This is a genomic window from Caldimonas tepidiphila, from assembly GCF_003569765.1.
GTDB lineage: Bacteria > Pseudomonadota > Gammaproteobacteria > Burkholderiales > Burkholderiaceae_C > Caldimonas > Caldimonas tepidiphila.
Map to the genome: position 1 here is coordinate 1 of NZ_QXMG01000019.1, position 25,078 is coordinate 25,078.

The 25,078-nt window shown below is 71.0% G+C and carries 24 protein-coding genes and 1 pseudogene; 19 read left to right on the forward strand and 6 right to left on the reverse strand.

What is annotated here, in order from left to right; translation table 11 throughout:
• The 9 genes from D3A59_RS13555 to D3A59_RS26700 all read left to right on the forward strand — a co-directional run.
• Positions 1-459 (forward strand): Bug family tripartite tricarboxylate transporter substrate binding protein (locus D3A59_RS13555; RefSeq protein WP_272868072.1); only part of this gene is annotated, 459 nt, incomplete at its 5' end.
• Positions 460-482: 23 nt separating this feature from the next.
• A complete protein-coding gene (locus tag D3A59_RS13560) occupies positions 483-1,415 on the forward strand; it encodes a DUF1932 domain-containing protein (protein ID WP_119155477.1) in 933 nt (310 codons plus the stop codon).
• 4 nt (positions 1,416-1,419) lie between these two features.
• Complete coding sequence (locus D3A59_RS13565) at positions 1,420-2,352, forward strand: amidohydrolase family protein (protein WP_119155478.1); 933 nt, start codon at positions 1,420-1,422, stop codon at positions 2,350-2,352.
• 20 nt (positions 2,353-2,372) lie between these two features.
• Positions 2,373-2,777 carry a protocatechuate 4,5-dioxygenase subunit alpha gene (ligA, locus tag D3A59_RS13570; protein ID WP_119155479.1) on the forward strand — a complete coding sequence of 135 codons (405 nt, stop codon included), beginning with the start codon at positions 2,373-2,375 and terminating at the stop codon, positions 2,775-2,777.
• Positions 2,777-3,637, forward strand: coding sequence for a class III extradiol dioxygenase subunit beta (locus D3A59_RS13575; protein ID WP_119155480.1), 861 nt, complete (start codon positions 2,777-2,779; stop codon positions 3,635-3,637). The genes ligA and D3A59_RS13575 overlap by 1 nt, the downstream gene beginning before the upstream one ends.
• A complete protein-coding gene (locus D3A59_RS13580) occupies positions 3,634-4,593 on the forward strand; it encodes a Gfo/Idh/MocA family oxidoreductase (RefSeq protein ID WP_119155481.1) in 960 nt (319 codons plus the stop codon). Before D3A59_RS13575 ends, D3A59_RS13580 begins: the two co-directional genes overlap by 4 nt.
• Before the next feature lie 123 nt (positions 4,594-4,716).
• The gene (locus D3A59_RS13585) at positions 4,717-5,703 is read left to right on the forward strand and encodes an aldo/keto reductase (RefSeq protein WP_119155482.1); all 987 of its coding nucleotides are present in this window, start codon (positions 4,717-4,719) and stop codon (positions 5,701-5,703) included.
• A gap of 112 nt (positions 5,704-5,815) precedes the next feature.
• A complete protein-coding gene (locus D3A59_RS13590) occupies positions 5,816-6,826 on the forward strand; it encodes a Bug family tripartite tricarboxylate transporter substrate binding protein (RefSeq protein ID WP_119155483.1) in 1,011 nt (336 codons plus the stop codon).
• A 313-nt stretch (positions 6,827-7,139) separates the two neighbouring features.
• Entirely contained in the window at positions 7,140-8,747 is a 1,608-nt protein-coding gene (locus tag D3A59_RS26700) for a methyl-accepting chemotaxis protein (RefSeq protein WP_272868073.1), read from the forward strand.
• Between the two features lie 235 nt (positions 8,748-8,982).
• Here D3A59_RS26700 and D3A59_RS13600 read toward each other — a convergent pair.
• Positions 8,983-9,675: pseudogene (locus tag D3A59_RS13600) on the reverse strand (LysR family transcriptional regulator); the annotation flags it as partial.
• Between the two features lie 108 nt (positions 9,676-9,783).
• Between D3A59_RS13600 and D3A59_RS13605 the strand changes: the two are divergent.
• From D3A59_RS13605 to D3A59_RS13615, 3 genes are all read left to right on the forward strand, one after another.
• Complete coding sequence (locus tag D3A59_RS13605) at positions 9,784-10,131, forward strand: protocatechuate 4,5-dioxygenase subunit alpha (RefSeq protein WP_119155485.1); 348 nt, start codon at positions 9,784-9,786, stop codon at positions 10,129-10,131.
• 2 nt (positions 10,132-10,133) lie between these two features.
• Complete coding sequence (locus tag D3A59_RS13610; RefSeq protein ID WP_119155486.1) at positions 10,134-10,970, forward strand: class III extradiol dioxygenase family protein; 837 nt, start codon at positions 10,134-10,136, stop codon at positions 10,968-10,970.
• A 505-nt stretch (positions 10,971-11,475) separates the two neighbouring features.
• Entirely contained in the window at positions 11,476-13,341 is a 1,866-nt protein-coding gene (locus D3A59_RS13615; protein ID WP_119155487.1) for a phosphoenolpyruvate carboxykinase (GTP), read from the forward strand.
• Positions 13,342-13,526: 185 nt separating this feature from the next.
• On the opposite strand, the gene D3A59_RS13620 is transcribed toward D3A59_RS13615, so the two are convergent.
• Complete coding sequence (locus D3A59_RS13620; RefSeq protein WP_119155488.1) at positions 13,527-13,787, reverse strand: hypothetical protein; 261 nt, start codon at positions 13,785-13,787, stop codon at positions 13,527-13,529.
• A 119-nt stretch (positions 13,788-13,906) separates the two neighbouring features.
• The gene (locus tag D3A59_RS13625; protein WP_119155489.1) at positions 13,907-14,170 is read right to left on the reverse strand and encodes a hypothetical protein; all 264 of its coding nucleotides are present in this window, start codon (positions 14,168-14,170) and stop codon (positions 13,907-13,909) included.
• Between the two features lie 133 nt (positions 14,171-14,303).
• Between D3A59_RS13625 and D3A59_RS13630 the strand changes: the two genes are divergently transcribed.
• From D3A59_RS13630 to D3A59_RS13640, 3 genes are all read left to right on the forward strand, one after another.
• Positions 14,304-15,266 carry a LysR family transcriptional regulator gene (locus D3A59_RS13630; RefSeq protein WP_119155490.1) on the forward strand — a complete coding sequence of 321 codons (963 nt, stop codon included), beginning with the start codon at positions 14,304-14,306 and terminating at the stop codon, positions 15,264-15,266.
• Positions 15,263-16,021 carry a metallophosphoesterase gene (locus D3A59_RS13635; protein WP_119155491.1) on the forward strand — a complete coding sequence of 253 codons (759 nt, stop codon included), beginning with the start codon at positions 15,263-15,265 and terminating at the stop codon, positions 16,019-16,021. The genes D3A59_RS13630 and D3A59_RS13635 overlap by 4 nt, the downstream gene beginning before the upstream one ends.
• A 145-nt stretch (positions 16,022-16,166) precedes the next feature.
• Complete coding sequence (locus D3A59_RS13640; RefSeq protein ID WP_119155492.1) at positions 16,167-16,589, forward strand: universal stress protein; 423 nt, start codon at positions 16,167-16,169, stop codon at positions 16,587-16,589.
• Between the two features lie 52 nt (positions 16,590-16,641).
• Here D3A59_RS13640 and D3A59_RS25415 read toward each other — a convergent pair whose 3' ends face one another.
• Complete coding sequence (locus D3A59_RS25415) at positions 16,642-16,845, reverse strand: hypothetical protein (RefSeq protein WP_157991530.1); 204 nt, start codon at positions 16,843-16,845, stop codon at positions 16,642-16,644.
• A gap of 174 nt (positions 16,846-17,019) precedes the next feature.
• Positions 17,020-18,594: an alkaline phosphatase D family protein gene (locus D3A59_RS13645; protein ID WP_119155493.1), complete on the reverse strand. Its 1,575-nt coding sequence runs from the start codon at positions 18,592-18,594 to the stop codon at positions 17,020-17,022.
• 227 nt (positions 18,595-18,821) lie between these two features.
• On the opposite strand from D3A59_RS13645, the gene D3A59_RS13650 reads away from it, so the two are divergent.
• The gene (locus D3A59_RS13650; protein WP_119155494.1) at positions 18,822-20,141 is read left to right on the forward strand and encodes a D-amino acid dehydrogenase; all 1,320 of its coding nucleotides are present in this window, start codon (positions 18,822-18,824) and stop codon (positions 20,139-20,141) included.
• 354 nt (positions 20,142-20,495) lie between these two features.
• On the opposite strand, the gene D3A59_RS13655 is transcribed toward D3A59_RS13650, so the two are convergent.
• Positions 20,496-21,458: a LysR family transcriptional regulator gene (locus D3A59_RS13655; protein WP_119155495.1), complete on the reverse strand. Its 963-nt coding sequence runs from the start codon at positions 21,456-21,458 to the stop codon at positions 20,496-20,498.
• Between the two features lie 105 nt (positions 21,459-21,563).
• Between D3A59_RS13655 and D3A59_RS13660 the strand changes: the two genes are divergently transcribed.
• The 3 genes from D3A59_RS13660 to D3A59_RS13670 all read left to right on the forward strand — a co-directional run bounded on the left by D3A59_RS13660 (position 21,564) and on the right by D3A59_RS13670 (position 24,995).
• Entirely contained in the window at positions 21,564-23,084 is a 1,521-nt protein-coding gene (locus D3A59_RS13660; RefSeq protein WP_119155496.1) for a CoA-acylating methylmalonate-semialdehyde dehydrogenase, read from the forward strand.
• 143 nt (positions 23,085-23,227) lie between these two features.
• Positions 23,228-24,130 (forward strand): DMT family transporter, encoded by a 903-nt coding sequence (locus tag D3A59_RS13665; protein WP_119155497.1) that lies wholly within the window; start codon positions 23,228-23,230, stop codon positions 24,128-24,130.
• On the forward strand, positions 24,123-24,995 hold the full coding sequence (locus D3A59_RS13670) for a methylated-DNA--[protein]-cysteine S-methyltransferase (RefSeq protein ID WP_205665195.1): 873 nt from the start codon (positions 24,123-24,125) through the stop codon (positions 24,993-24,995). The genes D3A59_RS13665 and D3A59_RS13670 overlap by 8 nt, the downstream gene beginning before the upstream one ends.
• The last annotated feature ends 83 nt before the right edge of the window (positions 24,996-25,078 follow it).

Here is a 25,078-nt window from a genome sequence, read left to right on the forward strand (position 1 = left end):
AGCATGACCGGCACGCAGATGCAGCACGTCATCTACAAGGAGACGTCGATGCTCTACACCGGCGTGGCCAACGGCGAGCTGAACTTCGCGCTCGGCTCGCTCGCCACCGCCGGCCCAATGATGCGCGCGGGCAAGATCAAGTTCCTCGCCGTCACCGCGCCCAAGCGCCACCCCGCCTTCCCCGACGTGCCGACGGTGGCCGAGTCGGGCGGGCCGGCGAACTACGAGCTGACGGGCTGGACGACGATCGCGGCGCCCAAGGGCGTGCCCAAGGCGGTGGCGGACAAGATCCAGAAGGACGTGGAGGCTGCGCTGGCCGAGCCCGACGTCAAGGAGCGCTACGCCGCCTTCGGCTACGACAGCTTCCCGACCACGCCGCAGCTCTTCAACGCCTTCGTCGCGGCCGAATCGGCCAAGTACAAGGACGTGATCCGGCGCGCCGACGTGGCGCTGGACTGATTCCGCTGCAAGGAAGCCACTCCATGAATCCCCTGCAATGGAAGGTCGGCCTCGTCGGCTACGGCGAGGTCGGCCGCATCCTGGCCGAGGACCTGCGCGCGCAGGGCGTCGGCGTCTCGGCCTACGACCTGAAGCTCGACCGCGACGAGACCGCGGGCGCGCTGCGCGAGCATGCAGCCGCCCACTGCGTGCGGCTCGTAGGCTCGCACGCCGAGCTTGCGGCACGCAGCGACTTCGTCGTCAGCGCGGTGACCGCGAGCCAGGCGGTGCCGGTGGCCGAGGCCTGCGCGCCGGCAGTGCGGCAAGGGGCCTTCTTCCTCGACTTCAACTCGGCCTCGCCCGGCGCCAAGCAGCGTGCGGCCGCGCTGATCGACGCGGCCGGCGGCCGCTACGTCGAGGGCGCGGTGATGACCTCGATCCCGCCCTACCGCATCAGGGTGCCGCTGCTGCTCGGCGGCGCCTCGGCGGCGGAGCTCGCGCCGCTCCTGAACACGCTCGGCTTCGACGCCAAGGTCGCGAGCGAGAAGCTCGGCGTCGCGTCGGCGACCAAGATGTGCCGCAGCGTGATGATCAAGGGCCTGGAGGCCATGGTCATCGAGAGTTTCACCGCCGCGCGCCACTACGGCGTCGAGGACGCGGTGATCGCGTCGCTGCAGGAGACCTTCCCCGGCATCGACTGGGAGAAGCAGGCCGCCTACTTCTTCCAGCGCGTCATCGAGCACGGCCGCCGACGCAGCGAAGAGGTGCGCGAGGTCGCCGAGACGGTGCGCGACGCCGGGCTCGAGCCCTGGTCCGCCGCCGGCACCGCCGAGCGCCAGGCCTGGGTGGCCGATCTCGCCGACGCGGGCCTGTTCGGGCCGAAGGGCACGCAGGAGTTCGCGCGCAGCCCCGACTGGCGCACCGAGGCCGACCGCATCCTGGGCCATGTGCGCACCCCCGCATCCAACAAGGACTGAATCCATGAGCAAACCCACCACCGGTGACTTCACCAAGACCCCGGGCTGGCTGGACTGGTACACCGGTCCGTCCAAGCCGCGCTTCCAGGTGCCGGCTGGCGCCGTCGACGCGCACTGCCATGTCTTCGGCCCCGGCGCCGAGTTCCCCTACGCGCCCGAGCGCAAGTACACGCCCTGCGACGCGAGCAAGGAGCAGCTCTACGCGCTGCGCGACCACCTCGGCTTCGCGCGCAACGTGGTCGTGCAGGCCACCTGCCACGGCGCCGACAACCGCGCGATGGTCGATGCGCTGGTGAACAGCAATGGCCGCGCCCGCGGCGTCGCGACCGTGCGCCGTAGCGTGACGGACCAGGAGCTGCAGGACATGCATGCCGCCGGCGTGCGCGGCGTGCGCTTCAACTTCGTCAAGCGCCTGGTGGACTTCACCCCGAAGGACGAGCTGCTCGAGATCGCCAACCGCATCGCGCCGCTCGGCTGGCACGTGGTGATCTACTTCGAGGCGGTGGACCTGCCCGAGCTGTGGGACTTCTTCACCGCACTGCCCACCACCGTGGTCGTCGACCACATGGGCCGCCCGGACGTGAGCAAGCCGGTGGACGGCCCCGAGTTCGAGCTGTTCGTGAAGTTCATGCGCGACAACCCGAACGTCTGGAGCAAGGTCAGCTGCCCCGAGCGCCTGTCCGTCACCGGCCCGAAGGCGCTCGACGGCGAGCAGGCGGCCTACCGCGACGTGGTGCCCTTCGCGCGCCGCATCGTCGAGGAATTCCCGGATCGCGTGCTGTGGGGCACCGACTGGCCGCACCCGAACCTGAAGGACCACATGCCCGACGACGGCCTGCTGGTCGACTTCATCCCGCACATCGCGACCACCGCCGAGCTGCAACGCAAGCTGCTGGTGGACAACCCGATGCGTCTCTACTGGCCCGAAGAGGCCTGAGCCTTTTCAAGGAGAGATCCATGGCCCTGAACAAGCCCTACCAGGACGTGCCCGGCACGACGATCTTCGATGCGGATCAGTCGCGCAAGGGCTACCACCTCAACCAGTTCTGCATGTCGCTGATGAAGGCCGAGAACCGCGAGCGCTTCAAGGCGAACGAGCGGGCCTACCTCGACGAGTGGCCGATGAGCGAGGAGCAGAAGCAGGCCGTGCTCGCGCGCGACCTCAACCGCTGCATCGAGCTCGGCGGCAACATCTACTTCCTCGCCAAGATCGGCGCCACCGACGGCAAGAGCTTCCAGTACATGGCGGCCAGCATGACCGGCGTGACCCAGGAAGAGTACGCGCAGATGATGCTCAAGGGCGGCCGCTCGCCCGAGGGCAACCGCTACGCCGGCGAACAGAAACCGCAGGAGAACAAGTGATGGCCAAGATCACCGCCAGCGTCTACACCTCGCACGTGCCGGCGATCGGCGCCGCGCTCGACCTCGGCAAGACCGGCGACCCCTACTGGCAGCCCCTCTTCGCCGGCTACGAGCCCTCCAAGCAGTGGCTGAAGGAGAACACGCCCGACGTGATCTTCCTCGTCTACAACGACCATGCGACGGCCTTCAGCCTCGACATGATCCCGACCTTCGCGATCGGCTGCGCCGCGGAGTACAACCCGGCCGACGAGGGCTGGGGGCCGCGCCCGGTGCCGAAGGTGATCGGCCATCCGGAGCTCGCCGCGCACATCGCTCAGTCGGTGATCCAGGACGACTTCGACCTCACCATCGTCAACAAGATGGACGTGGACCACGGCCTGACGGTGCCGCTGTCGCTGATGTGCGGCCAGCCCGAGGCTTGGCCCTGCCCGGTGATCCCCTTCGCGGTCAACGTGGTGCAGTACCCGGTGCCGTCGGGCCGCCGCTGCTTCAACCTCGGCCGCGCGATCCGCCGCGCGGTGGAGAGCTTCGAGCAGCCGCTGAAGGTGCAGATCTGGGGCACCGGCGGCATGAGCCACCAGCTGCAGGGCCCGCGCGCGGGTCTCATCAACAAGGAATTCGACAACGCCTTCCTCGACAAGCTGATCAGCGACCCCGAGGCCGCCGCGTCGATCCCGCACATCGATTACGTGCGCGAGGCGGGCTCCGAGGGCATCGAGCTCGTCATGTGGCTCATCGCGCGTGGCGCGATGTCCGACGTGGACGCGGGCGGTGCACCGCCGAAGGTCGCGCACCGCTTCTATCACGTGCCCGCGAGCAACACCGCGGTGGGCCATCTGATCCTGGAGAACCAACAATGAGCAAGACGATCAAGGTCGCGCTGGCCGGCGCCGGCGCCTTCGGCATCAAGCACCTCGACGGCATCAGGAACATCGACGGCGTAGAGGTCGTGTCGCTGATCAGCCGCGACCTGGAGAAGACCCGCGAGGTCGCCGACAAGTACGGCGTCGGGCACGTCACCACCGACCTCGCCGACAGCCTGGCGCTGCCGGAAGTGGACGCGGTGATCCTGTGCACGCCGACGCAGATGCACGCCGCGCAGGCCATCCAGTGCCTGAAGGCCGGCAAGCACGTGCAGGTGGAAATTCCGCTCGCCGACAAGCTCGCCGACGCGCAGGAAGTGGTGCGGCTGCAGCAGGAGACGGGGCTCGTCGCGATGTGCGGCCACACGCGCCGCTTCAACCCGAGCCACCAGTGGGTGCACAAGAAGATCGAGGCGGGCGAGTTCAACATCCAGCAGATGGATGTGCAGACCTACTTCTTCCGCCGCACCAACATGAACGCGCTGGGCCAGCCGCGCTCGTGGACGGACCACCTGCTGTGGCACCACGCCGCGCACACGGTGGACCTGTTCGCCTACCAGTGCGGCAGCCCCATCGTGAAGGCCAACGCGATCCAGGGCCCGATCCACCCAACGCTCGGCATCGCGATGGACATGAGCATCCAGCTCAAGGCGGCCAACGGCGCGATCTGCACGCTGTCGCTGTCCTTCAACAACGACGGGCCCCTGGGCACCTTCTTCCGCTACATCGGCGACACCGGCACCTACATCGCGCGCTACGACGATCTCTTCAACGGCAAGGAGGAGAAGATCGACGTCAGCCAGGTCGACGTGTCGATGAACGGCATCGAGCTGCAGGACCGCGAGTTCTTCGCCGCGATCAAGGAGGGCCGCGAGCCCAACGCCAGCGTCGCGAAGGTACTGCCCTGCTACGAGGTGCTGCACCAGCTCGAGCAGCAGCTCGACGCGGGCTGACGCGGGGACGGGCGCGCGAAAGCGCCCCTCCCCCGATGCCACGCGCCCCATCCACCGCCGGCCTGCCCTCTTCCCTGCGAGGACGGCGGGCCGCGTCCCCGTGATACCGGAGAAACGCCCCCCATGACCCCGCGCAAAGTCGGCCCCTTCAGCGTTCGGCCCATCGGCCTCGGCTGCATGAACCTCAGCCACGCCTACGGCGTGCCGCCCTCGCCCGAGGCGGGCGAGGCGCTGCTGCGGCGCGCGCTCGAGCTCGGCGTCGACTTCTTCGACACCGCCGCGCTCTACGGCTTCGGCGCCAACGAGGAGCTGGTCGGCCGGGTGCTCGGCCCCCACCGCTCGCGCTTCGTGCTGGCGAGCAAGTGCGGCATGACGGGCGTGGACGGCAAGCGTGTGATCGACGGTCGGCCCGAGACGCTCAAGCACACCTGCGAAGAGGCGCTGCGGCGGCTGCGCACGGACGTGATCGACCTGTATTACCTGCACCGCTGGGACCGGCAGGTGCCGATCGAGGACAGCGTCGGCGCGCTCGCCGACCTGGTGCGCGAGGGCAAGATCCGCGCGATCGGCCTGTCCGAGGTCTCGGCCGCGACGCTGCGGCGCGCGCACGCGGTGCACCCGATCGCCGCGGTGCAGACCGAGTACTCGCTGTGGACGCGCAATGCCGAGATCGCGGTGCTCGAGGCCTGCCGCGAGCTCGGCGCCGCCTTCGTCGCCTTCAGCCCGCTGGCGCGCGGCTTCCTCGGCGGCGCGCTGCGCGACGTGTCGGGCTTCGACGCGAAGGACATCCGCCGCGCGATGCCGCGCTTCTTCCCCGACAACTATGCGCAGAACCTGAAGCTGCTCGACGGCTTCGAGGCGCTCGCGCGCGAGGCCGGCTGCACCCCGGCGCAGCTCGCGCTCGCGTGGCTGCTCGCGCAAGGGGAGCACGTCGTGCCGATCCCGGGCACGACGCGCATCGCGCACCTGGAGGAGAACTTCGCCGCCGCGTCGCTGCGCATCGACGCGGCGCTGCTCGAGCGCGCGGGCGCGCTCCTCAACCGGCACACGGTGGCCGGGCCGCGCTACCCGGCCGCCACGCAGCAGGAGATCGACACCGAGGAGTTCTGAACCGAAGCGGCGTCCCCCACGACCGCCGCCCCCGATCCGGCCCGTCGCCCCGCGCACGGCCACAACCGCCCCCGCTGCGCCCCGGCGCAGCTTGATCGACGAGAGGTATTCCATGCATGCGAAGAAGTCTCCTTCCTCCTCCGGCCTGACGCGGCGCGCGCTGCTCGGCGCGGCCGCCGCCGGCACGGGACTCGCCGTGCTGCCGGGCGCCGCCCTCGCGCAGGCGAACTTCCCGAGCAAGCCGATCACGCTGATGGTGCCCTTCGCGCCGGGCGGCATCGCCGACATCACGGCCCGGGCGGTCGCCGAGGCGATGGGCAAGACGCTGGGCCAGACCATCGTCATCGACAACCGGCCGAGCGCCGGCAGCATCGTCGCGACCCAGGCGGTGGCGAAGGCGCAGCCCGACGGCCACACGCTGCTGCTGATGAGCAACGCCAACGCCGTCAGCGAAGGCCTGTTCAAGAAGCTGCCCTACGACATCACCAAGGACGTGGTGCCGGTCACGACGCTCGGCTTCTTCGACCTGGTGCTCGCGGTGGACGCCAACTCGCGCTTCAAGTCGCTGAAGGACCTGGTGGCCTACGCCAAGGCCAACCCCGGCAAGCTGACGATCGGCACGATCGCGATCGGCTCGACGCAGCACCTCTCGGCCGAGCTGTTCAAGACGCGCGCCGGCATCGATGCGCTGGTGGTGCCCTACAAGGCCTCGCCGGCAGTGCTGACCGCGCTGCGCTCGGGCGAGATCGATGTCGCCTTCGAGATCCTCGGGCCGACGCTGCCGCAGATCACCGGGGGCGCGGTGCGCGCGCTGGCCGTGACCTCGTCCAGGCGCAACGCGACGCTGCCGGACGTGCCGACGGTGCAGGAGGCGGGCGTGCCGCAGTACGACGTCGCGTCGTGGAACGCGCTGGCCGCCCCGGCCGGCACGCCCAAGGCGGTGATCGACAAGCTCAACGCCGCGGCGCGCGAGGCGGTGGCTTCGCCCGCGGTGCAGCAGCGCATGAAGGAGCTCGGCATGCGCGGCCAGACCGGCACGCCGGCCGAGCAGCAGGCCCTGCTCGCCAGCGAGATCAAGCGCTGGCGCGAGGTCATCACCGCGGCGAAGATCCAGCCGGAGTGAAGCCGCCCCGCCGGGCAGCATGAGGAAGGGGCCGCGCTTGCGGCCCCTTCTTCTTTGAGCGACGCGTTGCGGCCCCAGCACGCCGCCAGGCTCGCAAGCCCGAAGCCGAAGCAGGCCGATCGCGCGATCGGTGCCGGTTTCCGGACATAAGTCACGACGCAGGACTCAAGAAACGAGTCCGCCTTGCCGAATCAGATCGACCGGTCTTTGACGAAGATCAATCTTTGCGCGCAAAAGCGGGCCGCGCCCACCACCGGCTGCATCCCGGCTCCCCCACAGGAAAGAAGGCGTCTAGGAAATGGCACTCGCCGACATGAAAATCTCCACCCGGCTCACGCTGGGCTTCGCCGCGATGTTCGCGCTGATCGCACTGATCGGCGCGGTCGCGATCCTGAAGGTCAACCGCGTGGACGCACTGTTCGAGCTCGCGCTCGAGGACCGCTACCCGAAGATCCAGCAGTTCCAGGCGGTCAAGGCCAACGCCGACGAGATGGCGCGTTCGTTGCGCAACCTCTTCATCATGACCGACCCGGCGCAGATCGAGGGAGAGTACGCCTCGATCCGCAAGAACGGCGAGGAAATCGACGCGCTGCTCGCCAAGCTGGAGGGCATCATGAGCACCCCGAAGGGCAAGGAAGGGTTCGCGAAGCTCAAGGCGGCTCGCGACGCCTACCTCGTGCCGCGCGACAAGCTCCTCGCCACGCTGAAGGCGGGCCAGGTCGACGAGGCGCGGCGCCTGCTGCTCGAGGAGATGCGACCCCGCCAACTGGAATACATGGCCGTGCTCGACCTGCAGATCGAGATCGGCAACAAGCTGATGGCGGACGCCGCGCTGGCCGCAGAAGCCGAGGTCAACAACACGCGCAACATCGTCGCCGCGCTGCTGGCGCTGGCCGCGGCGCTCGCCGGCTTCATCGGCTGGTCGGTGCAGCGCGCCACCGTCGCGCCGCTGAACCACGCGGTGGAGATCGCCCGAGGCGTGGCCGCCGGCGACCTGTCGATGCAGATCCGCGCCGAGGGCCGCAACGAGACCGCGCAGCTACTGGCCGCGCTCGACGAGATGAAGAGCCGCCTCGCGGCGATCGTCGGCGAGGTGCGCGACGGCGCCGAGGGCGTGGCCACCGCGTCGGCGCAGATCGCGTCGGGCAACAGCGACCTGTCCGCGCGCACCGAGCAGCAGGCGAGCGCGCTGGAGGAGACCGCCGCGTCGATGGAGCAGCTCGCGAGCACCGTGAAGGCCAACGCCGACAACGCGCAGCTCGCCAACCAGCTCGCGATGGCCGCGTCGTCGGTGGCCGCGCAGGGCGGCGAGGCGGTCGGCCAAGTGGTCGAGACGATGCGCGGCATCAGCGAGAGCTCGCGCAAGATCGCCGACATCATCGGCGTGATCGACGGCATCGCCTTCCAGACCAACATCCTCGCGCTCAACGCGGCGGTGGAGGCCGCGCGCGCCGGCGAGCAGGGCCGCGGCTTCGCGGTGGTCGCCGGCGAGGTGCGCACGCTCGCGCAACGCAGCGCCGAGGCGGCGCGCGAGATCAAGTCGTTGATCACGTCCAGCGTCGAGCGCGTCGAGCAGGGCACCGCGCAGGTCGACCAGGCCGGCGCGACGATCGGCGAGGTGGTGGCCTCGATCCGCCGCGTCACCGACGTAGTCGGCGAGATCAGCGCCGCGAGCAGCGAGCAGAGCGCCGGCGTCGCGCAGGTCGGCGAGGCGGTGGCGCAGATGGACCGCTCCACGCAGCAGAACGCGGCGCTGGTCGAGCAGTCGGCCGCCGCGTCGGAGAGCCTGAAGCAGCAGGCGGGGCAGCTGGTGCAGGCGGTCGCGGTGTTCCGCCTCGCCGGCAGCGGCAGCCACGCGCCGGCCGCGCCCGCCACCGGCAGCGTGGGCGCCGGCGCCGGGCGGGAGTGGATCGCCGCCTGAGCCTCAGGCCGGCAGCGCCGCCGCGCTCGGCGCGGCGGCCGCCACCGCCTCCAGCTCGCCGCGCACCCAGCGCTGCACCGGGTCGGCCTGGTGGCGCCGGTGCCAGACCATGTACATCGGCATCGCGGGGCAGTCGAGCGGCACCTCCGCATGCGCCAGGCCGCGCAGCAGGTCCAAGCAGCCCGGGCAGCGTCGCGAGCATGCGGCTGCCGCAGAGGAAGGGCCGGATGCCGGCGAAGCCGGGCACCTGCACCGCGAAGCGCCGCCTCACCCCGCGCTCGGCGAGCACCCGGTCGAGGTCGAGCGCGCGCCGCGGCTCGTAGAGCACGGTGACGTGCTCGGCCTCCAGATACTCCCCCAGGTCGCGCGGCGCGTCGCGGCAGCCAGCGTCGTAGAACACCCGGTAGCGGTCCTCGAACAGGCGCTTGAGCAGCATGTCGCTGCCGTCGGGCGGGCGCGGCGTGACGATCAGCTGGCAGTGCTCCTCGCGCAGCATCTCGGCGGTCGGCGCGTTCGACGCGATCACGCGCAGCACGAGCCCCGGCGCCTGCGCGCGCAGCCGCCGCAGCAGCGCCGGCAGCAGCAGGTCGCGCTGCAGGTCGTTGGCCGCGACGGTCAGCGTCATCGACAGCGTCGCCGGATCGAACCCGGTGGCGGTGGCGAAGCCGCGCATCTCGTCGAGCAGCCGCCGCGCGCGCAGTGCCAGCGCCTCGGCATGCGCCGTCGGCACGATGCCGCGGCCGCACTTCACGAACAGTGGGTCGCCGACGATCGCGCGCAGCTTGTCGAGCAGGTGGCTCACCGCCGACTGCGTCACGCCGAGCCGCTGCGCGGCGCGCGTCACCGACTTCTCCTCGATCACCGCCAGCAGCAGTTGCAGCAGCCGTCCGTCGAGGTCCAAATGATCGAACTTGCTCATGGATCGCATCAGTATCGATGCGTTTATCTTTGGCTCGCCGCCCTGAATACTCCCTGCGGTGCGCAGCCGGACCGCCTCCCGCCCCGGCGTTGACACAGGTCAAACCAGGAGAGAGACATGAGCAAGCCCAAGCGCGAGATTGAGGGCACGACGATCTTCGACGGCGAGCAGGCCCGCAAGGGCTACGCGCTCAACAAGATGTGCTTCTCGTTCAACGACAAGGAAAACCGCGAGGCCTTCGTCGCCGACGAGGACGCGTACTGCGCGAAGTACGGCCTGAACGCGCAGCAGCGCGAGGCGATCCGCTCGCGCGACGTGCTCGCGCTGATCGAGGCCGGCGGCAACGCCTACTACCTCGCGAAGTTCGCCGGCATCTTCGGGCTGGACATGCAGGACATCGGCGCCCAGCAGACGGGCATGAGCAAGGAAGAATTCAAGGCCCACCTCGTGGCCCAGGGGCAGTGAACATGGCGAAGATCATCGGCGGCATCACCACCTCCCACGTGCCCGCGATCGGCAGCGCGATCGCGCGCAAGGTGCAGCACGAGCCCTACTGGAAACCCTTCTTCGACGGCTTCATCCCGGTGCGCCAGTGGCTGGCCGAGGTGAAGCCGACCACGGTCGTGGTGGTCTACAACGACCACGGCCTGAACTTCTTCCTCGATAGCATGCCGACCTTCGCGGTGGGCTGCGCACCCGAGTACCGCAATGCCGACGAGGGCTGGGGCATCCCGCAGGTGCCGCCCTTCCCCGGGCAGCTCGACCTGTCCTGGCACCTGGTCGAGTCGCTGGTCGACGAGGAGTTCGACCCGGTGACCTGCCAGGAGATGCTGGTCGACCACGCCTTCACGCTGCCGATGGCGCTGCTGTGGCCGCAGCAGGACTGGCCGGTGAAAGTGGTGCCGGTGTGCATCAACACGGTGCAGGCGCCGCTGCCCTCGGCGCGGCGCTGCTGGAAGCTCGGCGAGGCGATCGGCCGCGCCGTGCAGTCCTGGCAGGCCGACGAGCGGGTGCTGGTGCTCGGCACCGGCGGGCTGTCGCACCAGCTCGACGGCCGCCGCGCCGGCTTCATCAACAAGGAATTCGACCTGAAGTTCATGCGCAGCATGAGCGAGGACCCGACGTGGGCGACACGGTTCTCCACCGAGGACCTGGTCGAGCACGCCGGCACGCAGGGGATCGAGCTGCTGATGTGGCTGACGACGCGCGCCGCGCTCCGCGGCGAGGTGCGCAAGCTGCACGAGAACTACCACATCCCGATCTCGAACACGGCCGCTGGCCTGATGCTGTTCGAGAACCGCTGAGCGTCGCGCCCGCCCCCCGTGCTTCCGGGAAGCGGGCTTTCGTGCCAGACTTCACGCTCGGCCCCCCGCCTGCGGGGGCCGGCCTGCGGCGCCCTCCCTCCCCCGGAAGATGTCGCGGCGGGGACAGCCCGGCCCCTTCCCGGCGACGACCCCGATCCCCGCCGCTGCCCAGAACTTCCCTGCATCCTCCCATGAGGAATTTGCATAAGGTGCGCGTTCGGCCGCGTTACCTCAGGATTACACTGCCCCTCCGGTTGCCCCCGTCTCGCGCGCACGCAAGTCCACCACCTGCGGCGCCGGGGAGCCGCACCGTGCATCCACCCGATGCAGCGGTTCCGGCTTCCGGCATCCGGGCCCTACCCTAGGGAGCTCTTACGTAACCCGCTTGAAACCCGTCCGCCTTCGCGGCATTCGGCAAGTCCCGCACACCTCCGGCCCGCGCCCACCGCCCGTCCCGTCGTCCCGAGGCTTCCCGAATCCCGTGATTCCAACGTTCGGAGAGACCATGAACCAGCCCGTGATGCGCGGCGTCGAGCTCAACGCGCCCACCTATGTCAAGAACGCCAAGCTGCTCGCCTGGGTGGCCGAGATCGCCGCGCTGACGCAGCCCAAGGACATCTATTGGTGCGACGGCAGCCAGGAAGAGTACGAGCGCCTGTGCCAGCAACTCGTGGACGCCGGCACCTTCAAGAAGCTCAACCCCGCCAAGCGCCCGGGCAGCTTCCTCGCGATCACCGACCCGTCGGACGTCGCCCGCGTCGAGGACCGTACCTTCATCTGCTCGCAGAACCAGGACGACGCCGGCCCGACCAACAACTGGATGGCCCCGGCCGAGATGCGCGCGCTGCTGCAGACCGGCAACAACGCGCTCTTCAAGGGCAGCATGAAGGGCCGCACGATGTACGTCGTGCCCTTCAGCATGGGCCCGCTCGGCTCGCCGATCGCGCACATCGGCATCGAGCTCTCCGACAGCCCCTACGTCGCGGTCAACATGCGGCTGATGACGCGCATGGGCCGTGCCGTCTACGACGTGCTGGGCGTGGACGGCGAGTTCGTGCCCTGCGTGCACACGGTCGGCGCGCCGCTCGAGGCCGGCCAGGCCGACGCGAAGTGGCCCTGCAACAAGACCAAGTACATCGTCCACTACCCCGAGACGCGCGAGATCTGGTCCTACGGCTCGGGCTACGGCGGCAACGCGCTGCTGGGCAAGAAGTGCTTCGCGCTGCGCATCGCGTCCACCATGGGCCGCGACCAGGGCTGGCTCGCCGAGCATATGCTGGTGCTGGGCGTGACCAACCCCGAGGGCAGGAAGTACCACGTCGCGGCCGCCTTCCCGAGCGCCTGCGGCAAGACCAACTTCGCGATGCTGATCCCGCCCGCGGGCTTCGAGGGCTGGAAGGTCACGACCATCGGCGACGACATCGCCTGGATCAAGCCCGGCGCGGACGGCCGCCTCTACGCGATCAACCCCGAGGCGGGCTACTTCGGCGTCGCCCCGGGCACCAACATGCTGACCAACCCCAACTGCATGCGCTCGCTCGACCGCGACGTGATCTTCACGAACGTGGCGCTGACCGACGACGGCGACGTGTGGTGGGAAGGCATGAGCGACGAGGCCCCGGCGCACCTGATCGACTGGCAGGGCAAGGACTGGACGCCGCAGATCGCCAAGGAGACCGGCGCCAAGGCCGCGCACCCGAACGCGCGCTTCACGGTCGCCGCGACCAACAACCCGGCGCTCGACCCCGAGTACGACAACGCCGCAGGTGTGGCGATCGACGCCTTCATCTTCGGCGGCCGCCGCTCGACCACCGTGCCGCTCGTGACCGAGGCGCGCAACTGGACCGAGGGCGTCTACATGGCCGCCACGATGGGCTCGGAGACCACCGCCGCCGCCTTCGGCCAGCAGGGCGTGGTGCGCCGCGACCCGTTCGCGATGCTGCCCTTCATGGGCTATCACATGGCCGACTACTTCGCGCACTGGCTCAAGGTCGGCGAGAAGCTGCAGGCCCAGGGCGCGAAGCTGCCCGGCATCTTCTGCGTCAACTGGTTCCGCAAGGGCGAGGACGGCAAGTTCGTCTGGCCCGGCTACGGCGAGAACATGCGCGTGCTGAAGTGGATCCTCGAGCGCGTCGAGGGCCGGGGCCAGGGCCAGGCGAACGTGTTCGGCGTGTCGCCGAGCTACGGCGACCTGCACTGGAGCGGCTTGGACTTCGGCCCCGAGCAGTTCGACAAGGTGATCGGCATCGACCGCGCCGCGTGGCAGCAGGAGATGAAGCTGCACGACGATCTGTTCACGCAGCTCGGCGCCAAGGTGCCGCAGGCGCTGCGCGACGTGAAGGCGAAGATCGAGGCGCAGCTGCAGGGCTGAGCCCCCCGTGCCTCGCAGGACGGCTGCGGCCCTCCTGCCTGCACCAGCGACAAGGCCCCTCGCGGGGCCTTTTCTTTTGCCCGCCCGCCTCCTTCGCTGCCGCGGGCAGTCCGGCAGGCATGAAAAAGGGCCCTCGCGGGCCCTGATTCCGGGAGCGGGCGGCCCTCGGGCCGCCTCTCGGCGCTTCAGCGCCGTTCGTCGAGCATGCCTTCGCAGCGCATCGCGGCGGCCCGGAGGTCGGCCGCCAGGTTGGGCTGCGAGGCCTCGAAGCTGCGCGCGACCCAGCGCATTTCCTGCGCGGCACGCAGCGCAGCGCGGCGCTCGGCCGCCCGCCTGAACGAACGGCCCACAGCACCGAACACGAGCGCGGCGAACTCGCCCAGCGCCTTGGCGCCACGGGGGTTGATGTCGCGGGTGGCAACGTGAAGAGTGAGAGTGGTAGCCATCTTTGTTTCCTTTCCGGTCCTTCGTCGACCGTGGAATGAATTCTAGGGTATACCCTAGGTATCTTTCCAATGAATTGCGTGAATCCTAGACATTCACGCCAAGCATTTCTTGGTCCGCTTCAGCGTTCTGCCTGCGCCACGCTCTCGCAGTGCTTCGCGGCTGCGCGCAAGTCGGCGGCGAGCTCGGGCTTCGAGGACTCGAAGCTCCAGGCGAGGCGGCGCAACTCGACGGCCGCGAGCCGCGAACCACGACGCTCGGCGGCGCGGGTCAGCGAGCGGCCCACCGCACGGAAGACCAGCGCGGCCAGCTCGCCGAGCGGGCGGGCACCGCGGGGGCTGACGTGACGTGCGGCAACGTGGAGATTGACAGTGGTGGAGGCCATCTTGCTTTCCTTTTTCCGGTCGGACACCGACCATGGAACGCAGTCTAGGGTAAACCCTTGATATGAAGCCAATGAATTGATGGAATCTTTGACATTCACGTTTCGTATTTCTTCGACCTGACGGAGACGCCCGATGCCCTTCCGCACCCTCGACCTGAACCTGCTGCGGGTGTTCGACCAGGTGATGGCCGAGCAGAACCTGACGCGCGCCGCCGACCGGCTCGCGATGACGCAGCCCGCGGTCAGCAACGCGCTGCGCCGGCTGCGCGAGGCCCTGGGCGACGAGCTGCTGGTGCGCACCGCCTTCGGCGTGCGTCCCACGCCGCGTGCCGAGGCGCTGTGGCCGCATGTGCGCAGCGCGCTCGCGGAGTTGCGCGATGCGATCGAGCCGGCCGAGTTCGACCCGCGCCGCGAGGAGGTGAGCTTCCGCTTCGCGATGGCCGACGCCACCGCCGCGAAGCTGATGCCGGCGCTGGTGGGCCGCATCGAGCGCGCGCAGGCGCTGGTGAACCTGCGCGTGCAGCCGCTGGCCACGCGCGACCCGCGCCCGCTGCTCGAGCGCGGCGAGGTGGACTTCGCGGTCGGCTACTTCCCGGACGCGGTCGCGGCGCTCGTGACGCAGGGCCCGCAGGCCACGCTGCGGCACGAGCGCATGTGGGACAGCGAGTACGTCTGCGCGATGCGCCCCGGCCATCCGCTCGCCGAGCGGGAGCTGACGCTCGATGCATTCTGCGAGGCGCACCACCTGCTCGTGAGCTTCTCGGGCCGCGCGCACGGCTTCGTCGACCAGGCGCTGTCGTCGCTCAAGCGCACGCGGCGCATCGTGCTGACCGTCAACCAGTTCTTCACCGCCGGGCGCGTGGTGCTGCAGTCGGACCTGCTGACCGTGCTGCCTCGGGACTTCCTGCCCGCCACCGGCTACGAGGACGAGCTCGTCGTGCGGCCGCTGCCGCTGACGGTGCAGAGCGTGCATGTCGAGGTGCTTTGGCACCAGCGCAACGAACGCCAGCCGGCACACCGCTGGCTGCTCGACCGGGTGCTCGACAGCGCCCGAGAGGTGGACACGGGCCAGCGCAGCGGAGACGCCACGAAATGAAACTGCAGATCCTGTCCGACCTGCACCTGGAGACCGAGCAGTTCGATCCGCAGCCGGCGCCGGGCGCCGAGGCGCTGGTGCTCGCCGGCGACATCGACAGCGGCTGGGAGGGCTTGGCGCGCTTCGCCGGCTGGCCGGTGCCGGTGATCTTCGTCGCCGGCAACCACGAGTTCGACCGGCGCGAGCTGCGCAGCGCCTGGCCGGCGCTGCGCGAGCGCTGCGAGGCGCTCGGCCTCGTGCTGCTGGAGCGCCAGAGCCTGACGCTCGTCGACGCGCAGGGGCAGCGCGTGCGCTTCCTGGGCACCGTGCGCTGGAGCGACTTCGACCTGTTCGGTGCGCTGCGGCGCGACAAGGTGATGCGCGCCGCGCGCTACTTCGTCGACGTGATGCGCTCGACGCGCGACGGCGCGCCCTTCGACGCGACGGCGGTGCGCGAGGAGGCGCTCGCCTGCCGTGCCTGGCTGGAGGGGGAGCTGAGGCGGCCGCGCGGCGACTGGGACCGCACCGTCGTCGTCACGCACTACGGCCCGAGCCTGCGCAGCGCCGACCCGCGCTACGGCGCGCAGCCCGGCACCGCGAGCTTCTGCAATGCCGACGACGACCTGCTCGCGCGCGCCGAGCTGTGGATCCACGGCCACCTGCACTGCCGCCAGGACTGGCGCGAGGGCCGCAGCCGCGTGGTCTCCAACGCCCGCGGCCACAGTCCGCGCGGCGAGGCCGAGGGCTACGACGGGCTCTTCACGGTCGAGGTCTGAGGCGGGCGCGGGGCCGTGCCATGTAAGCATTGCCCTCAGCGGCGGCGTGGGCATTGCCGCCTATGATCGGGTCAGCCCGGAGCGCCGGGCGCCTGCGCGCCCCGTCCGGCCCTCGAAGAACCCCCCTGATGGAAGGAGTCCCCGAATGAAGATCCTGATCGCCGTGGATGGCAGCGCCTTCACCAAGCGCATGCTCGGCTACGTCACCGCCCACGACGAACTCTTCACCCCCGGCAACGAGTACACGGTGCTGACCGCGGTGCCGGCGGTGCCGCCGCGCGCCGCGGCGGTGATCGGCAAGGAGTCGCTGGCCGAGTACTACGTCGACGAGGCCGAGAAGGTGCTCAAGCCGGTGCGCACCTTCTTCGAGAAGCAGGGCTACAAGATCAAGAGCCAGCACAAGGTCGGCCATCCCGCCGAGGTGATCTCGAAGGTCGCCACCAGCGGCAAGTACGACCTGGTCGTGATGGGCTCGCACGGCCACTCGGCGCTCGGCAACCTCGTGATGGGCTCGGTCGCCACCCAGGTGCTGGCGCACTGCAAGACGCCGGTGCTGCTGGTGCGCTGACGCGGCCCGCCGCCCCGCCACGGGGCGGTCCGCGACGCGCCCGCTGCGCCGCTCAGCGCGCGCAGCGCCGTCGCAGTTCGCGCAACTCCTCGGCGCTGCGCGGCAGGGTGCGCGGCGGCGCCTCTGGCCGCGGCGCGAGGCTGAGATCCAGCCCCAGTTCGGCGCCGAACGCGGCCGGGTCGTCGGTGGCCGCGGCCACCGACTTTCGACGGCGCATCGGCAGATGGAGCCAGCCAGGGAGTTTCAGGGCAAGCATGTGAGACCTCGTCGCTCGGCTTCGGGACTGTTGCGCACGATGCACTGTGCCGGTGCGCGTTGTTACCAGTCTGAGGGTGCCCTGAAACACCGACCACCCCGAAATGAGGGGGATTTCCAGGCCAGTCCCCGCGAACGGGCAGACGGGAGCTCCGGCGGCGGCCGGCATCCCGCCTCAGCCCGTGTGCTGCACGCCGGGGCGGCCGGCTTCCACGACGTAGCGCGCCTGACTGTGGAGCGGCGCATTCTCGAGCAGCGGGAAGTCGGTGGCACGGAAATCACACAGCGCCGCACCGGGCGTCAGCTCGACGAAGGCATAGCCGCGCTGGTCGCCGCGCGCGTGCACCACGTCGGGGTTGGAGCGCTGCATCATCGCCACCGTGTTCTCGGCGATGCCGCGGCTGCTGAGCGAGGTCGTCACGAACTCGCTGGCAAGGATCGGCGAGCGCGCGTCGTTCGGTCGCAGCCGCAACTGCGCGGCGACGTGGCGGTGCACGTCGCCGCCGAGCGCGATCACGTCGGACACGCGCGCCTCGGCGATCGCCGCGAGCAGCCGCTCGCGCGCCCGCGGATAGCCGTCCCAGGCGTCGGAGTAGACGGCGCGGCCGAAGGGCGTCTGCACCGACGAGGAGCTGATCTGCGAGCCCTGCCCGATCAGCTTCCAGCGCCTGGCGCTCGCGCGCAGTCCCTCGTGCAGCCAGCGCTCCTGCCCCGTGCCGAGGAGGGTGCGGCGCTCGTCGTCGAGCTCGCTGCAGTGCATCAGCACGCGCCCGCCGCCGCGCCGGCCGTCGCCGCAGGCCTGCGGGCTGCGGAACTGCCGCCCGTCGAGCGTCCACAACTCGGCGAGCCGGCCCCAGGTGAAGCGCTCGTGGATGCGCATCGCTGGCCCGTCGGGCGCCATCGCCGGCGACACCGGCATGTGCTCGAAGTAGGCCTTGTAGGCGGCCGCGCGGCGGCGCAGGAAGTCCTCGGGCGGCACGAGTCCGGCCGAGTAGGCGTCGGCGTAGTCGTTCTGCACCTCGTGGTCGTCCCAGGTCAGCAACCAGGGATGCGCGGCGTGCGCGGCCTGCAGGTCGGGGTCGCGCTTGTAGTGCGCGTGGCGGCGGCGATAGGCCTCGAGCGTGAGCGGCTCGGGCCCGTCGTGCGGGCGCAGCACCGGCTGCCGGCTGCTCGACTCGTAGATGTAGTCGCCGACGAAGAGCACGAAGTCGAGCTCGCGCGCGGCGATCTCGCGGTGCGCGGCGTAGCGGCCGTGCTCGTAGTGCTGGCAGGACGCGAGCGCCAGGCGCAGGCGCTGCACCGCCGCGTCGGGCGCGGGTGCGGTGCGCGTGCGCCCGACCGTGCTGACCGCGTCGCCGCTGATGAAGCGGTAGAAGAAGGAGCGGCCGGGCGGCAGCTCGCGCACCTCGACATGCACGCTGTGCGCATGCTGCGGCAGCGCGAGCAGCTCGCCGCTCGCCCGCAGCTGCGCGAAGCCCTCGTCGTCGGCCAGCTCCCAGCGCACCGGCAGCGGCGCGTCGGGCAGGCCGTGGCCGGGCAGCTGCGGCTGCGGCGCGAGCCGCGTCCACAGCACCACCGAGTCGGGCCGCGGCATGCCGCTGGCCACGCCCAGCGAGAAGGGATAGCTGCCGTAGCGCGGCCGCGCCACCGAGACGGGCGCGGCGACGGGGCCGAACAGGCTGCCGAGCGCGAGCGCGGCGGCGCTGCGGCCGAGCAGGGTCAGGGTCTGGCGACGGGGCATCGAGGGCATGGCTGCATTGTGCGGTGCCGCATGCGACAAGTTCCCCACGCCGGGGTCCCCTGCCTGACCGGGATCGGTCCTGGGCGGCGCCGCACCCGCAGCCGCCCGGCTTCCGCTGCGCCGCGCGCCGTTCAACAATCGGCGCATGCCCCCCCGCGAGCGGGGCGTCGCGGTCGGCGCGGGACTTGCATCCCGTCCCATGGACACACAAGCCCCGTGCGGGTCGGGAGTCGTACATGAAGGTCATCGTCCTGGGTGCCGGCATCATCGGCGTCAGCACCGCCTGGTATCTGCTCGAGGAAGGCCACGAGGTGACGGTGGTGGACCGCCAGCCCGGCGCGGCGCTCGAGACCACCTTCGCCAACGGCGCGCAGATCTCGGTGAGCTTCTGCGAGCCGTGGGCCAGCGCGACCGCGCCGCTGAAGGTGGCGAAGTGGCTGCTGCACGAGGACTCGCCGCTGCTGTTCCGCCCGCGGCTCGACCCGCAGCAGTGGCGCTGGGGGCTGCATTTCCTCGCGCAGTGCAACGACGCGGCCTTCGCGCGCAACGTGCGCCACCTGGTCGCGCTCGGCCGCTACAGCCACGAGTCGCTCAAGGCGCTGGTGGACGCCACCGGCATCCGCTACGAGCGGCTGCAGAAGGGCATCCTGCACTTCTTCTCGACGCGCGAGGACTACGAGCACGGCGTGCGCGCCGCGACGCTGATGCGCGAGTACGGGGTCGACCGCCGCGTGCTCACGCGCGACGAGGTGCTGGCGGTCGAGCCCGCGCTCGCCGCCTTCGCGCCGCGCCTGCACGGCGGCATCCACACGCCGAGCGACGAGTCGGGCGACGCACATGTCTTCACGCGCGAGCTCGCGCGGCACTGCGCCGAGCGCGGCGCGCGCTTCCTGTGGGAGCACCGCGTGCATGCACTCGAGGTGGCGGGCGGCCGCGTCGAGGCGGTGCATCTCGCGCCCCGCGGGGGCGAGGCGCTGCGCCTCAAGGGCGACGCGGTGGTCGCCGCGCTCGGCTCCTGGACGGCGCCGCTGCTGCGCCCCTGCGGCATCCGGCTCGACATCTACCCGACCAAGGGCTACTCGGCGACGATGGCGCTGCGCCACCCGGAGCGCGCCAGCACCGTCAGCCTGCTCGACGACTCGCGCAAGATCGCGATCTCGCGGCTCGGCGACCGCATCCGCATCGCCGGCACCGCGGAGATGGCGGGCTACGACACCTCGCTGCACGGCCGCACCGCGCAGCTGCGCTGCCAGGCGCTGATCCGCCGCTACGAGGAGCTGTTCCCCGGCGTGGCCGACACCTCGCAGCCGCAGTTCTGGGCCGGGCTGCGCCCGAGCACGCCCGACAACATCCCCTACATCGGCCGCAGCCGCATCGCGAACCTGTGGATCAATGCCGGCCACGGCACGCTCGGCTGGACGCACGGTGCGGGCTCCGGCCGCGCGCTTGCCGAGCTGATGAGCGGGCGGCGCCCGGCGCTCGACTTCGACTTCTGCGGCGCGGTGCCGGGCAGCGGCCGCGGCAGCACGCATCCCGAGTCGGCGATGGCGGGCTGAAGGCCTGCACAGGAGCGAGGAAGAGGCGACCGGCGCAGCCGGTCGGCAGCGGCAGCCTCATTTCTTCACAATTATTTCACTCTTTATCTCTTTTCATCCCCCAGATGAGGGATGGGGGCGTCAGAGGGCGCTCAGTACAGTCGTTCCCAGTAGCTGTCACACGGGGTCAGAGCCGATCCGGATCGAATCTTGCGAGGCAGGTGCCGAGCTGCGCCATCAAGAGCGATACCAACCAGCCGGCCTCGCCAAAGCTGTCGAACACTACAGGCTCCCAACGACGTCCTTTTCAGGACTTCCGTCAGCCCATCCGGCCTTCCGGATGGGCTTTTTTTTGCGCGGCTGCCCGGCCACGCTTCAGCTGGCAGGCGCGAAGCCGGCGGCGAGCGCCGCGCGCAGGTGCGCGACCAGCTCCTGCACCGCGCGCGGCACCTGCGGGCTCCAGGGCCGCATCGCGTAGACGCCCTCGCCGAAGAAGCCGACCGGGCGCCAGTCGGGCAGCAGCTCGCGCAGTCGGCCCGCGCGCAGCGCGGCGGCGGCGCTGAAGTCCGGCAGCAGCGCCACGCCGAGGCCGGAGAGCACCGCGTCGCGCAGCACCTCCGAGTTGTTCGCGCGCAGCGGCCCGCCCACCGCCACGCTCACCCGCTCCGGCTCCTCGCCGCTCGCGCCGCGCTCGAACATCCACTGCGCCGGGCCGCCGCGCAGGTAGGGCAGGCAGTCGTGCGCGGCGAGCTCCGACGGATGCCGCGGCACGCCGCGGCGGCGCAGGTAGCCGGCCGAGGCCACCAGCAGCGCGCGCGAGCCGCACAGCCGCCACGCCACATGGTTGTCCGGCGGCGCGCTGGTGTGGCGCACCGCGAGGTCGAACCCCTCCTGCGCCAGGTTCACGAGCCGGTCCGACAGGTCGAGCTCGATGCGGATCTCGGGCCAGCGGCGCAGGAACTCCTCGAGGTGCGGCGCGACATGCTGGCGTCCGAGCGCCACCGGCGCGGTGAGCCGCACGAGCCCGCGCGGCCGCCCGGCGAGCTCGCGCACGCCGAGCAGGCCCTGCTCGATCTGCGCGAAGCTCGCCGCGGTCGAGTCCACCAGCCGCTGGCCGGCGTCGGTGAGCCGCACGCTGCGCGTGGTGCGCTGCACCAGCGGCAGGCCGACCGCGCGCTCGAGCTCCGCGACGCGCTGGCTCACCGCCGCCTTCGACAGCCCGAGCCGCTGCGCCGCCTTCGTGAAACTGCCCTGCTGCGCGATCACGCCGAGCGCGTGCAGGTGGGCCCAGAGGGTCTCGGCCCGGCTCGCGGGCGGCGTATCGTGTGGCGTCGTCATGCCGCGATTGTTCACGCAACTGAACAATGTGGTCACGCCCGCGGGCTGTGCAGCGGCCCCGCCCGCGCCTATGCTCGATGCAGCAACGCAACAGGAGAGACTGCCATGGGCGCACCCGAAGCCTTCACCGCCACCGCCGGCATCGGCCACTTCATCGCCGGGCAGGCCGTCGCGGGCGCGAGCGGCCGCACGCAGGACGTGTTCAACCCCGCCACCGGCGCGGTGGCGCGGCAGGTGGCGCTCGCGAGCGCCGACGAGGTGAACGCGGCGGTCGCCGCCGCGAAGGCCGCCTTCCCTGCCTGGGCCGACACCGCGCCGCTGCGCCGTGCGCGCGTGATGTTCCGCTTCCTCGAGCTGCTCAACCAGGAGCGCGACACGCTCGCGGCGATGATCACCGCCGAGCACGGCAAGGTCTTCACGGACGCGCAGGGCGAGGTCACGCGTGGCATCGAGATCGTCGAGTTCGCCTGCGGCATCCCGCAGCTGCTCAAGGGCGACCACACCGAGCAGGTCGGCAGCGGCATCGACAACTGGACCATGCGCCAGCCGCTCGGCGTCGTCGCCGGCATCACGCCCTTCAACTTCCCCGTGATGGTGCCGATGTGGATGTTCCCGGTGGCGATCGCCTGCGGCAACACCTTCATCCTGAAACCCAGCGAGCGCGACCCGAGCCCGAGCCTGTTCATCGCGCAGCTGCTCAAGCAGGCCGGCCTGCCCGACGGCGTGTTCAACGTCGTGCAGGGCGACAAGCTCGCGGTGGACACGCTGCTGACGCACCCGGACGTCAAGGCGGTGAGCTTCGTCGGCTCGACGCCGATCGCGCAGTACATCTACGAGACCGGCGCGCGCCACGGCAAGCGCGTGCAGGCGCTCGGCGGCGCCAAGAACCACATGGTGGTGATGCCCGACGCCGACCTCGAGCAGGCGGTCGACGCCCTGATCGGCGCGGCCTACGGCTCGGCCGGCGAGCGCTGCATGGCGATCTCGGTGGCGGTGCTGGTCGGCGACGTCGCCGACAGGATCGTCCCGAAGCTCGCCGAGCGCGCGAAGACGCTGAAGGTGAAGAACGGCATGGAGCTCGACGCCGAGATGGGTCCCATCGTCACGCGCGAGGCGCTCGCGCGCATCGAGGGCTACATCGCCAAGGGGGTCGAGGAAGGCGCGCAGCTCGTCGTGGACGGCCGCGGCCTGAAGGTTCCCGGCCACGAGAACGGCTTCTTCACCGGCGGCACGCTGTTCGACCATGTCAGCCCCGAGATGACGATCTACCGCGAGGAGATCTTCGGCCCGGTGCTGTCGTGCGTGCGCGTGCCGGACTTCGCCCGCGCGGTCGAGCTCGTCAACGCGCACGAGTTCGGCAACGGCGTGGCCTGCTTCACCCGCGACGGGCACATCGCGCGCGAGTTCGGCCGCCGCATCGAGGTCGGCATGGTCGGCATCAACGTGCCGATCCCGGTGCCGATGGCCTGGCATGGCTTCGGCGGCTGGAAGAAGAGCCTGTTCGGCGACACCCACGCCTACGGCGAGGAAGGCGTGCACTTCTACACCCGCCAGAAGAGCGTGATGCAGCGCTGGCCCGAGAGCACCCCGAAGGGCGCCGAGTTCGTGATGCCGACCGCGAAGTGAGCGCCGCGGCACGCTGAGCTCCGAGAGGCCGGCCGACGCCGGCCTTTCTTCATGGCCCGGCCTGCCCGGGCGAGCAAGAATCGGGTGGCCCGCCGGGTCGGACGCCGGGATACTGGCGCTCCTGAACCTCAGGTCCCACTCCCGTGAACACCGCCAGCACCCTCCGGCTCCTCGCCCTCGCCGCCCTGTGGGGCGCGTCCTTCCTGTTCATGCGCATCGGCGCGCCGGCCTTCGGGCCCGCGTGGCTGATGGAGGCGCGCGTCGGCCTCGCCGCGCTCTTCCTCGCCGGCATCGCGCTCGCGCTGCGCCGGCCGCTGCGACTGCGCGAGCGCCGCGCCCACTACCTGGTGCTCGGCTTCTTCAACTCCGCGCTGCCCTTCCTGCTCTACGGCTTCGCGGCGCGCACGCTGCCGGCCTCGCTGCTGTCGGTGCTCAACGCCACCGCGCCGATCTGGGGCGCGGTGATCGGCGCGCTGTGGACGCGCACCGCGCTGTCGCCGCGCACGCTCGTCGGCCTGGCGCTCGGCATCTCGGGCGTCGCGCTGCTGGTCGGGCTCGACACCGCGGTGCTGCACCCCGGCGCGGCGCTTTCGGTGCTGGCCTGCCTGGGGGCGACCTGCTGCTACGGCATCGCCTCGGTCTACGCGAGGACCGCGCCGCGTGCGCAGGGGGTCGACCCCTTCTCGAACACGCACGGCAGCATGTGGGCCGCGACGCTGCTGCTCGTGCCCGCCCTGCCCTTCTTCCCCGCTCCGGCGCCGGCCGCGCCCGGCGCGCTCGCCGCGGTGCTCGCGCTCGGCGTGCTGTGCACCGCGGTCGCCTACCTGCTGTACTTCCGGCTGATCGCCGACATCGGCGCAACGCGCTCGCTCACCGTCACCTTCCTGATCCCGGTGTTCGGCATGCTGTTCGGACACCTCTTCCTCGGCGAGCCGCTCGGCTGGCACACCGCGGCGGGTGCCGCGCTGGTGCTCGCCGGCACCGCGCTCGTCACCGGCTTCTCGCCGGCCGGCCTGCTCGCCAGAAAGGAGACCGCCCATGGATGAGGACACCCTGCCCGGGGTCGAGGCCCGGCACTACGAGCAGGTCGCGAAGGCGATCGGCTACCTGCGGGCGAACGCGCTGCGCCAGCCGCCGCTCGTCGAGGTGGCGGCCGCAGTGGGGCTGAGCGAGCACCATCTGCAGCGCGTGTTCAGCGAATGGGCGGGCGTGTCGCCGAAGCGCTTCCTGCAGTCGCTCACGAAGGCGCACGCGCTCGCGGCGCTGCGCGCCTCGGCCGACGTGCTCGACGCCGCGCTCGCCTCGGGCCTGTCCGGGCCGGGCCGGCTGCACGACCTGATCGTGAGCTGCGAGGCGATGACGCCCGGCGAGGTCAGGGCGCTCGGCGCCGGCCTCGAGATCGGCCACGGCTTCGCGGCGACGCCCTTCGGCGAGGCGCTGCTCGGCTGGACGCCGCGCGGCCTGTGCCACCTCGAGTTCCGCGACGGCACGCGCGAGGCGCTGCTCGCCGCGCTGCGCTCGCTGTGGCCGCACGCGACGCTGCGCCGCGACGACGCGGGCGCCGCGGCGCTCGCCGGGCAGGTCTTCCCGCGCCTGCCGGCACCGCGCCGCCTGCACCTGGTGCTGCGCGGCACGAACTTCCAGATCCAGGTCTGGGAGGCGCTGCTGCGCACGCGGCCCGGCCAGCTGCTGTCCTACGCGCAGCTCGCCGCGATGGCCGGCCTGCCGCGCGCTCCGCGCGCAGTCGGCAGCGCCGTGGGGGCCAACACGCTCGGCGTGCTGATCCCCTGCCACCGCGTGATCCGCGGCAGCGGCGACTGCAGCGACTACCGCTGGGGCGTGGTGCGCAAGCTCGCGCTGCAGGGCTGGGAGGCGGCGCGCGCCGCGGCGGTGGCCGAGGCAGGCCGATGAAAAAAGTGCCGGCGAGAAGGAACTCGACCGGCACCTGAAAAGAAGGAACGCGAGCCCATTCTCGCGCCGGGCGCGCCGGGCCC

What these genes read in the sequence shown, in the direction of transcription:
- D3A59_RS13630 (WP_119155490.1), top strand. Translation starts at nt 14,304, where the DNA reads ATGCCCTTCCGCACCCTCGACCTGAACCTGCTGCGGGTGTTCGACCAG.
- D3A59_RS13565 (WP_119155478.1), top strand. Translation starts at nt 1,420, where the DNA reads ATGAGCAAACCCACCACCGGTGACTTCACCAAGACCCCGGGCTGGCTG.
- D3A59_RS13645 (WP_119155493.1), bottom strand. Translation starts at nt 18,594, where the DNA reads ATGCCCTCGATGCCCCGTCGCCAGACCCTGACCCTGCTCGGCCGCAGC.
- D3A59_RS13640 (WP_119155492.1), top strand. Translation starts at nt 16,167, where the DNA reads ATGAAGATCCTGATCGCCGTGGATGGCAGCGCCTTCACCAAGCGCATG.
- D3A59_RS26700 (WP_272868073.1), top strand. Translation starts at nt 7,140, where the DNA reads ATGAAAATCTCCACCCGGCTCACGCTGGGCTTCGCCGCGATGTTCGCG.
- D3A59_RS13575 (WP_119155480.1), top strand. Translation starts at nt 2,777, where the DNA reads ATGGCCAAGATCACCGCCAGCGTCTACACCTCGCACGTGCCGGCGATC.
- D3A59_RS13635 (WP_119155491.1), top strand. Translation starts at nt 15,263, where the DNA reads ATGAAACTGCAGATCCTGTCCGACCTGCACCTGGAGACCGAGCAGTTC.
- D3A59_RS13615 (WP_119155487.1), top strand. Translation starts at nt 11,476, where the DNA reads ATGAACCAGCCCGTGATGCGCGGCGTCGAGCTCAACGCGCCCACCTAT.
- D3A59_RS13650 (WP_119155494.1), top strand. Translation starts at nt 18,822, where the DNA reads ATGAAGGTCATCGTCCTGGGTGCCGGCATCATCGGCGTCAGCACCGCC.
- D3A59_RS13590 (WP_119155483.1), top strand. Translation starts at nt 5,816, where the DNA reads ATGCATGCGAAGAAGTCTCCTTCCTCCTCCGGCCTGACGCGGCGCGCG.
- D3A59_RS13670 (WP_205665195.1), top strand. Translation starts at nt 24,123, where the DNA reads ATGGATGAGGACACCCTGCCCGGGGTCGAGGCCCGGCACTACGAGCAG.
- D3A59_RS13620 (WP_119155488.1), bottom strand. Translation starts at nt 13,787, where the DNA reads ATGGCTACCACTCTCACTCTTCACGTTGCCACCCGCGACATCAACCCC.
- ligA (WP_119155479.1), top strand. Translation starts at nt 2,373, where the DNA reads ATGGCCCTGAACAAGCCCTACCAGGACGTGCCCGGCACGACGATCTTC.
- D3A59_RS13560 (WP_119155477.1), top strand. Translation starts at nt 483, where the DNA reads ATGAATCCCCTGCAATGGAAGGTCGGCCTCGTCGGCTACGGCGAGGTC.
- D3A59_RS13660 (WP_119155496.1), top strand. Translation starts at nt 21,564, where the DNA reads ATGGGCGCACCCGAAGCCTTCACCGCCACCGCCGGCATCGGCCACTTC.
- D3A59_RS13610 (WP_119155486.1), top strand. Translation starts at nt 10,134, where the DNA reads ATGGCGAAGATCATCGGCGGCATCACCACCTCCCACGTGCCCGCGATC.
- D3A59_RS13585 (WP_119155482.1), top strand. Translation starts at nt 4,717, where the DNA reads ATGACCCCGCGCAAAGTCGGCCCCTTCAGCGTTCGGCCCATCGGCCTC.
- D3A59_RS25415 (WP_157991530.1), bottom strand. Translation starts at nt 16,845, where the DNA reads ATGCTTGCCCTGAAACTCCCTGGCTGGCTCCATCTGCCGATGCGCCGT.
- D3A59_RS13655 (WP_119155495.1), bottom strand. Translation starts at nt 21,458, where the DNA reads ATGACGACGCCACACGATACGCCGCCCGCGAGCCGGGCCGAGACCCTC.
- D3A59_RS13580 (WP_119155481.1), top strand. Translation starts at nt 3,634, where the DNA reads ATGAGCAAGACGATCAAGGTCGCGCTGGCCGGCGCCGGCGCCTTCGGC.
- D3A59_RS13625 (WP_119155489.1), bottom strand. Translation starts at nt 14,170, where the DNA reads ATGGCCTCCACCACTGTCAATCTCCACGTTGCCGCACGTCACGTCAGC.
- D3A59_RS13605 (WP_119155485.1), top strand. Translation starts at nt 9,784, where the DNA reads ATGAGCAAGCCCAAGCGCGAGATTGAGGGCACGACGATCTTCGACGGC.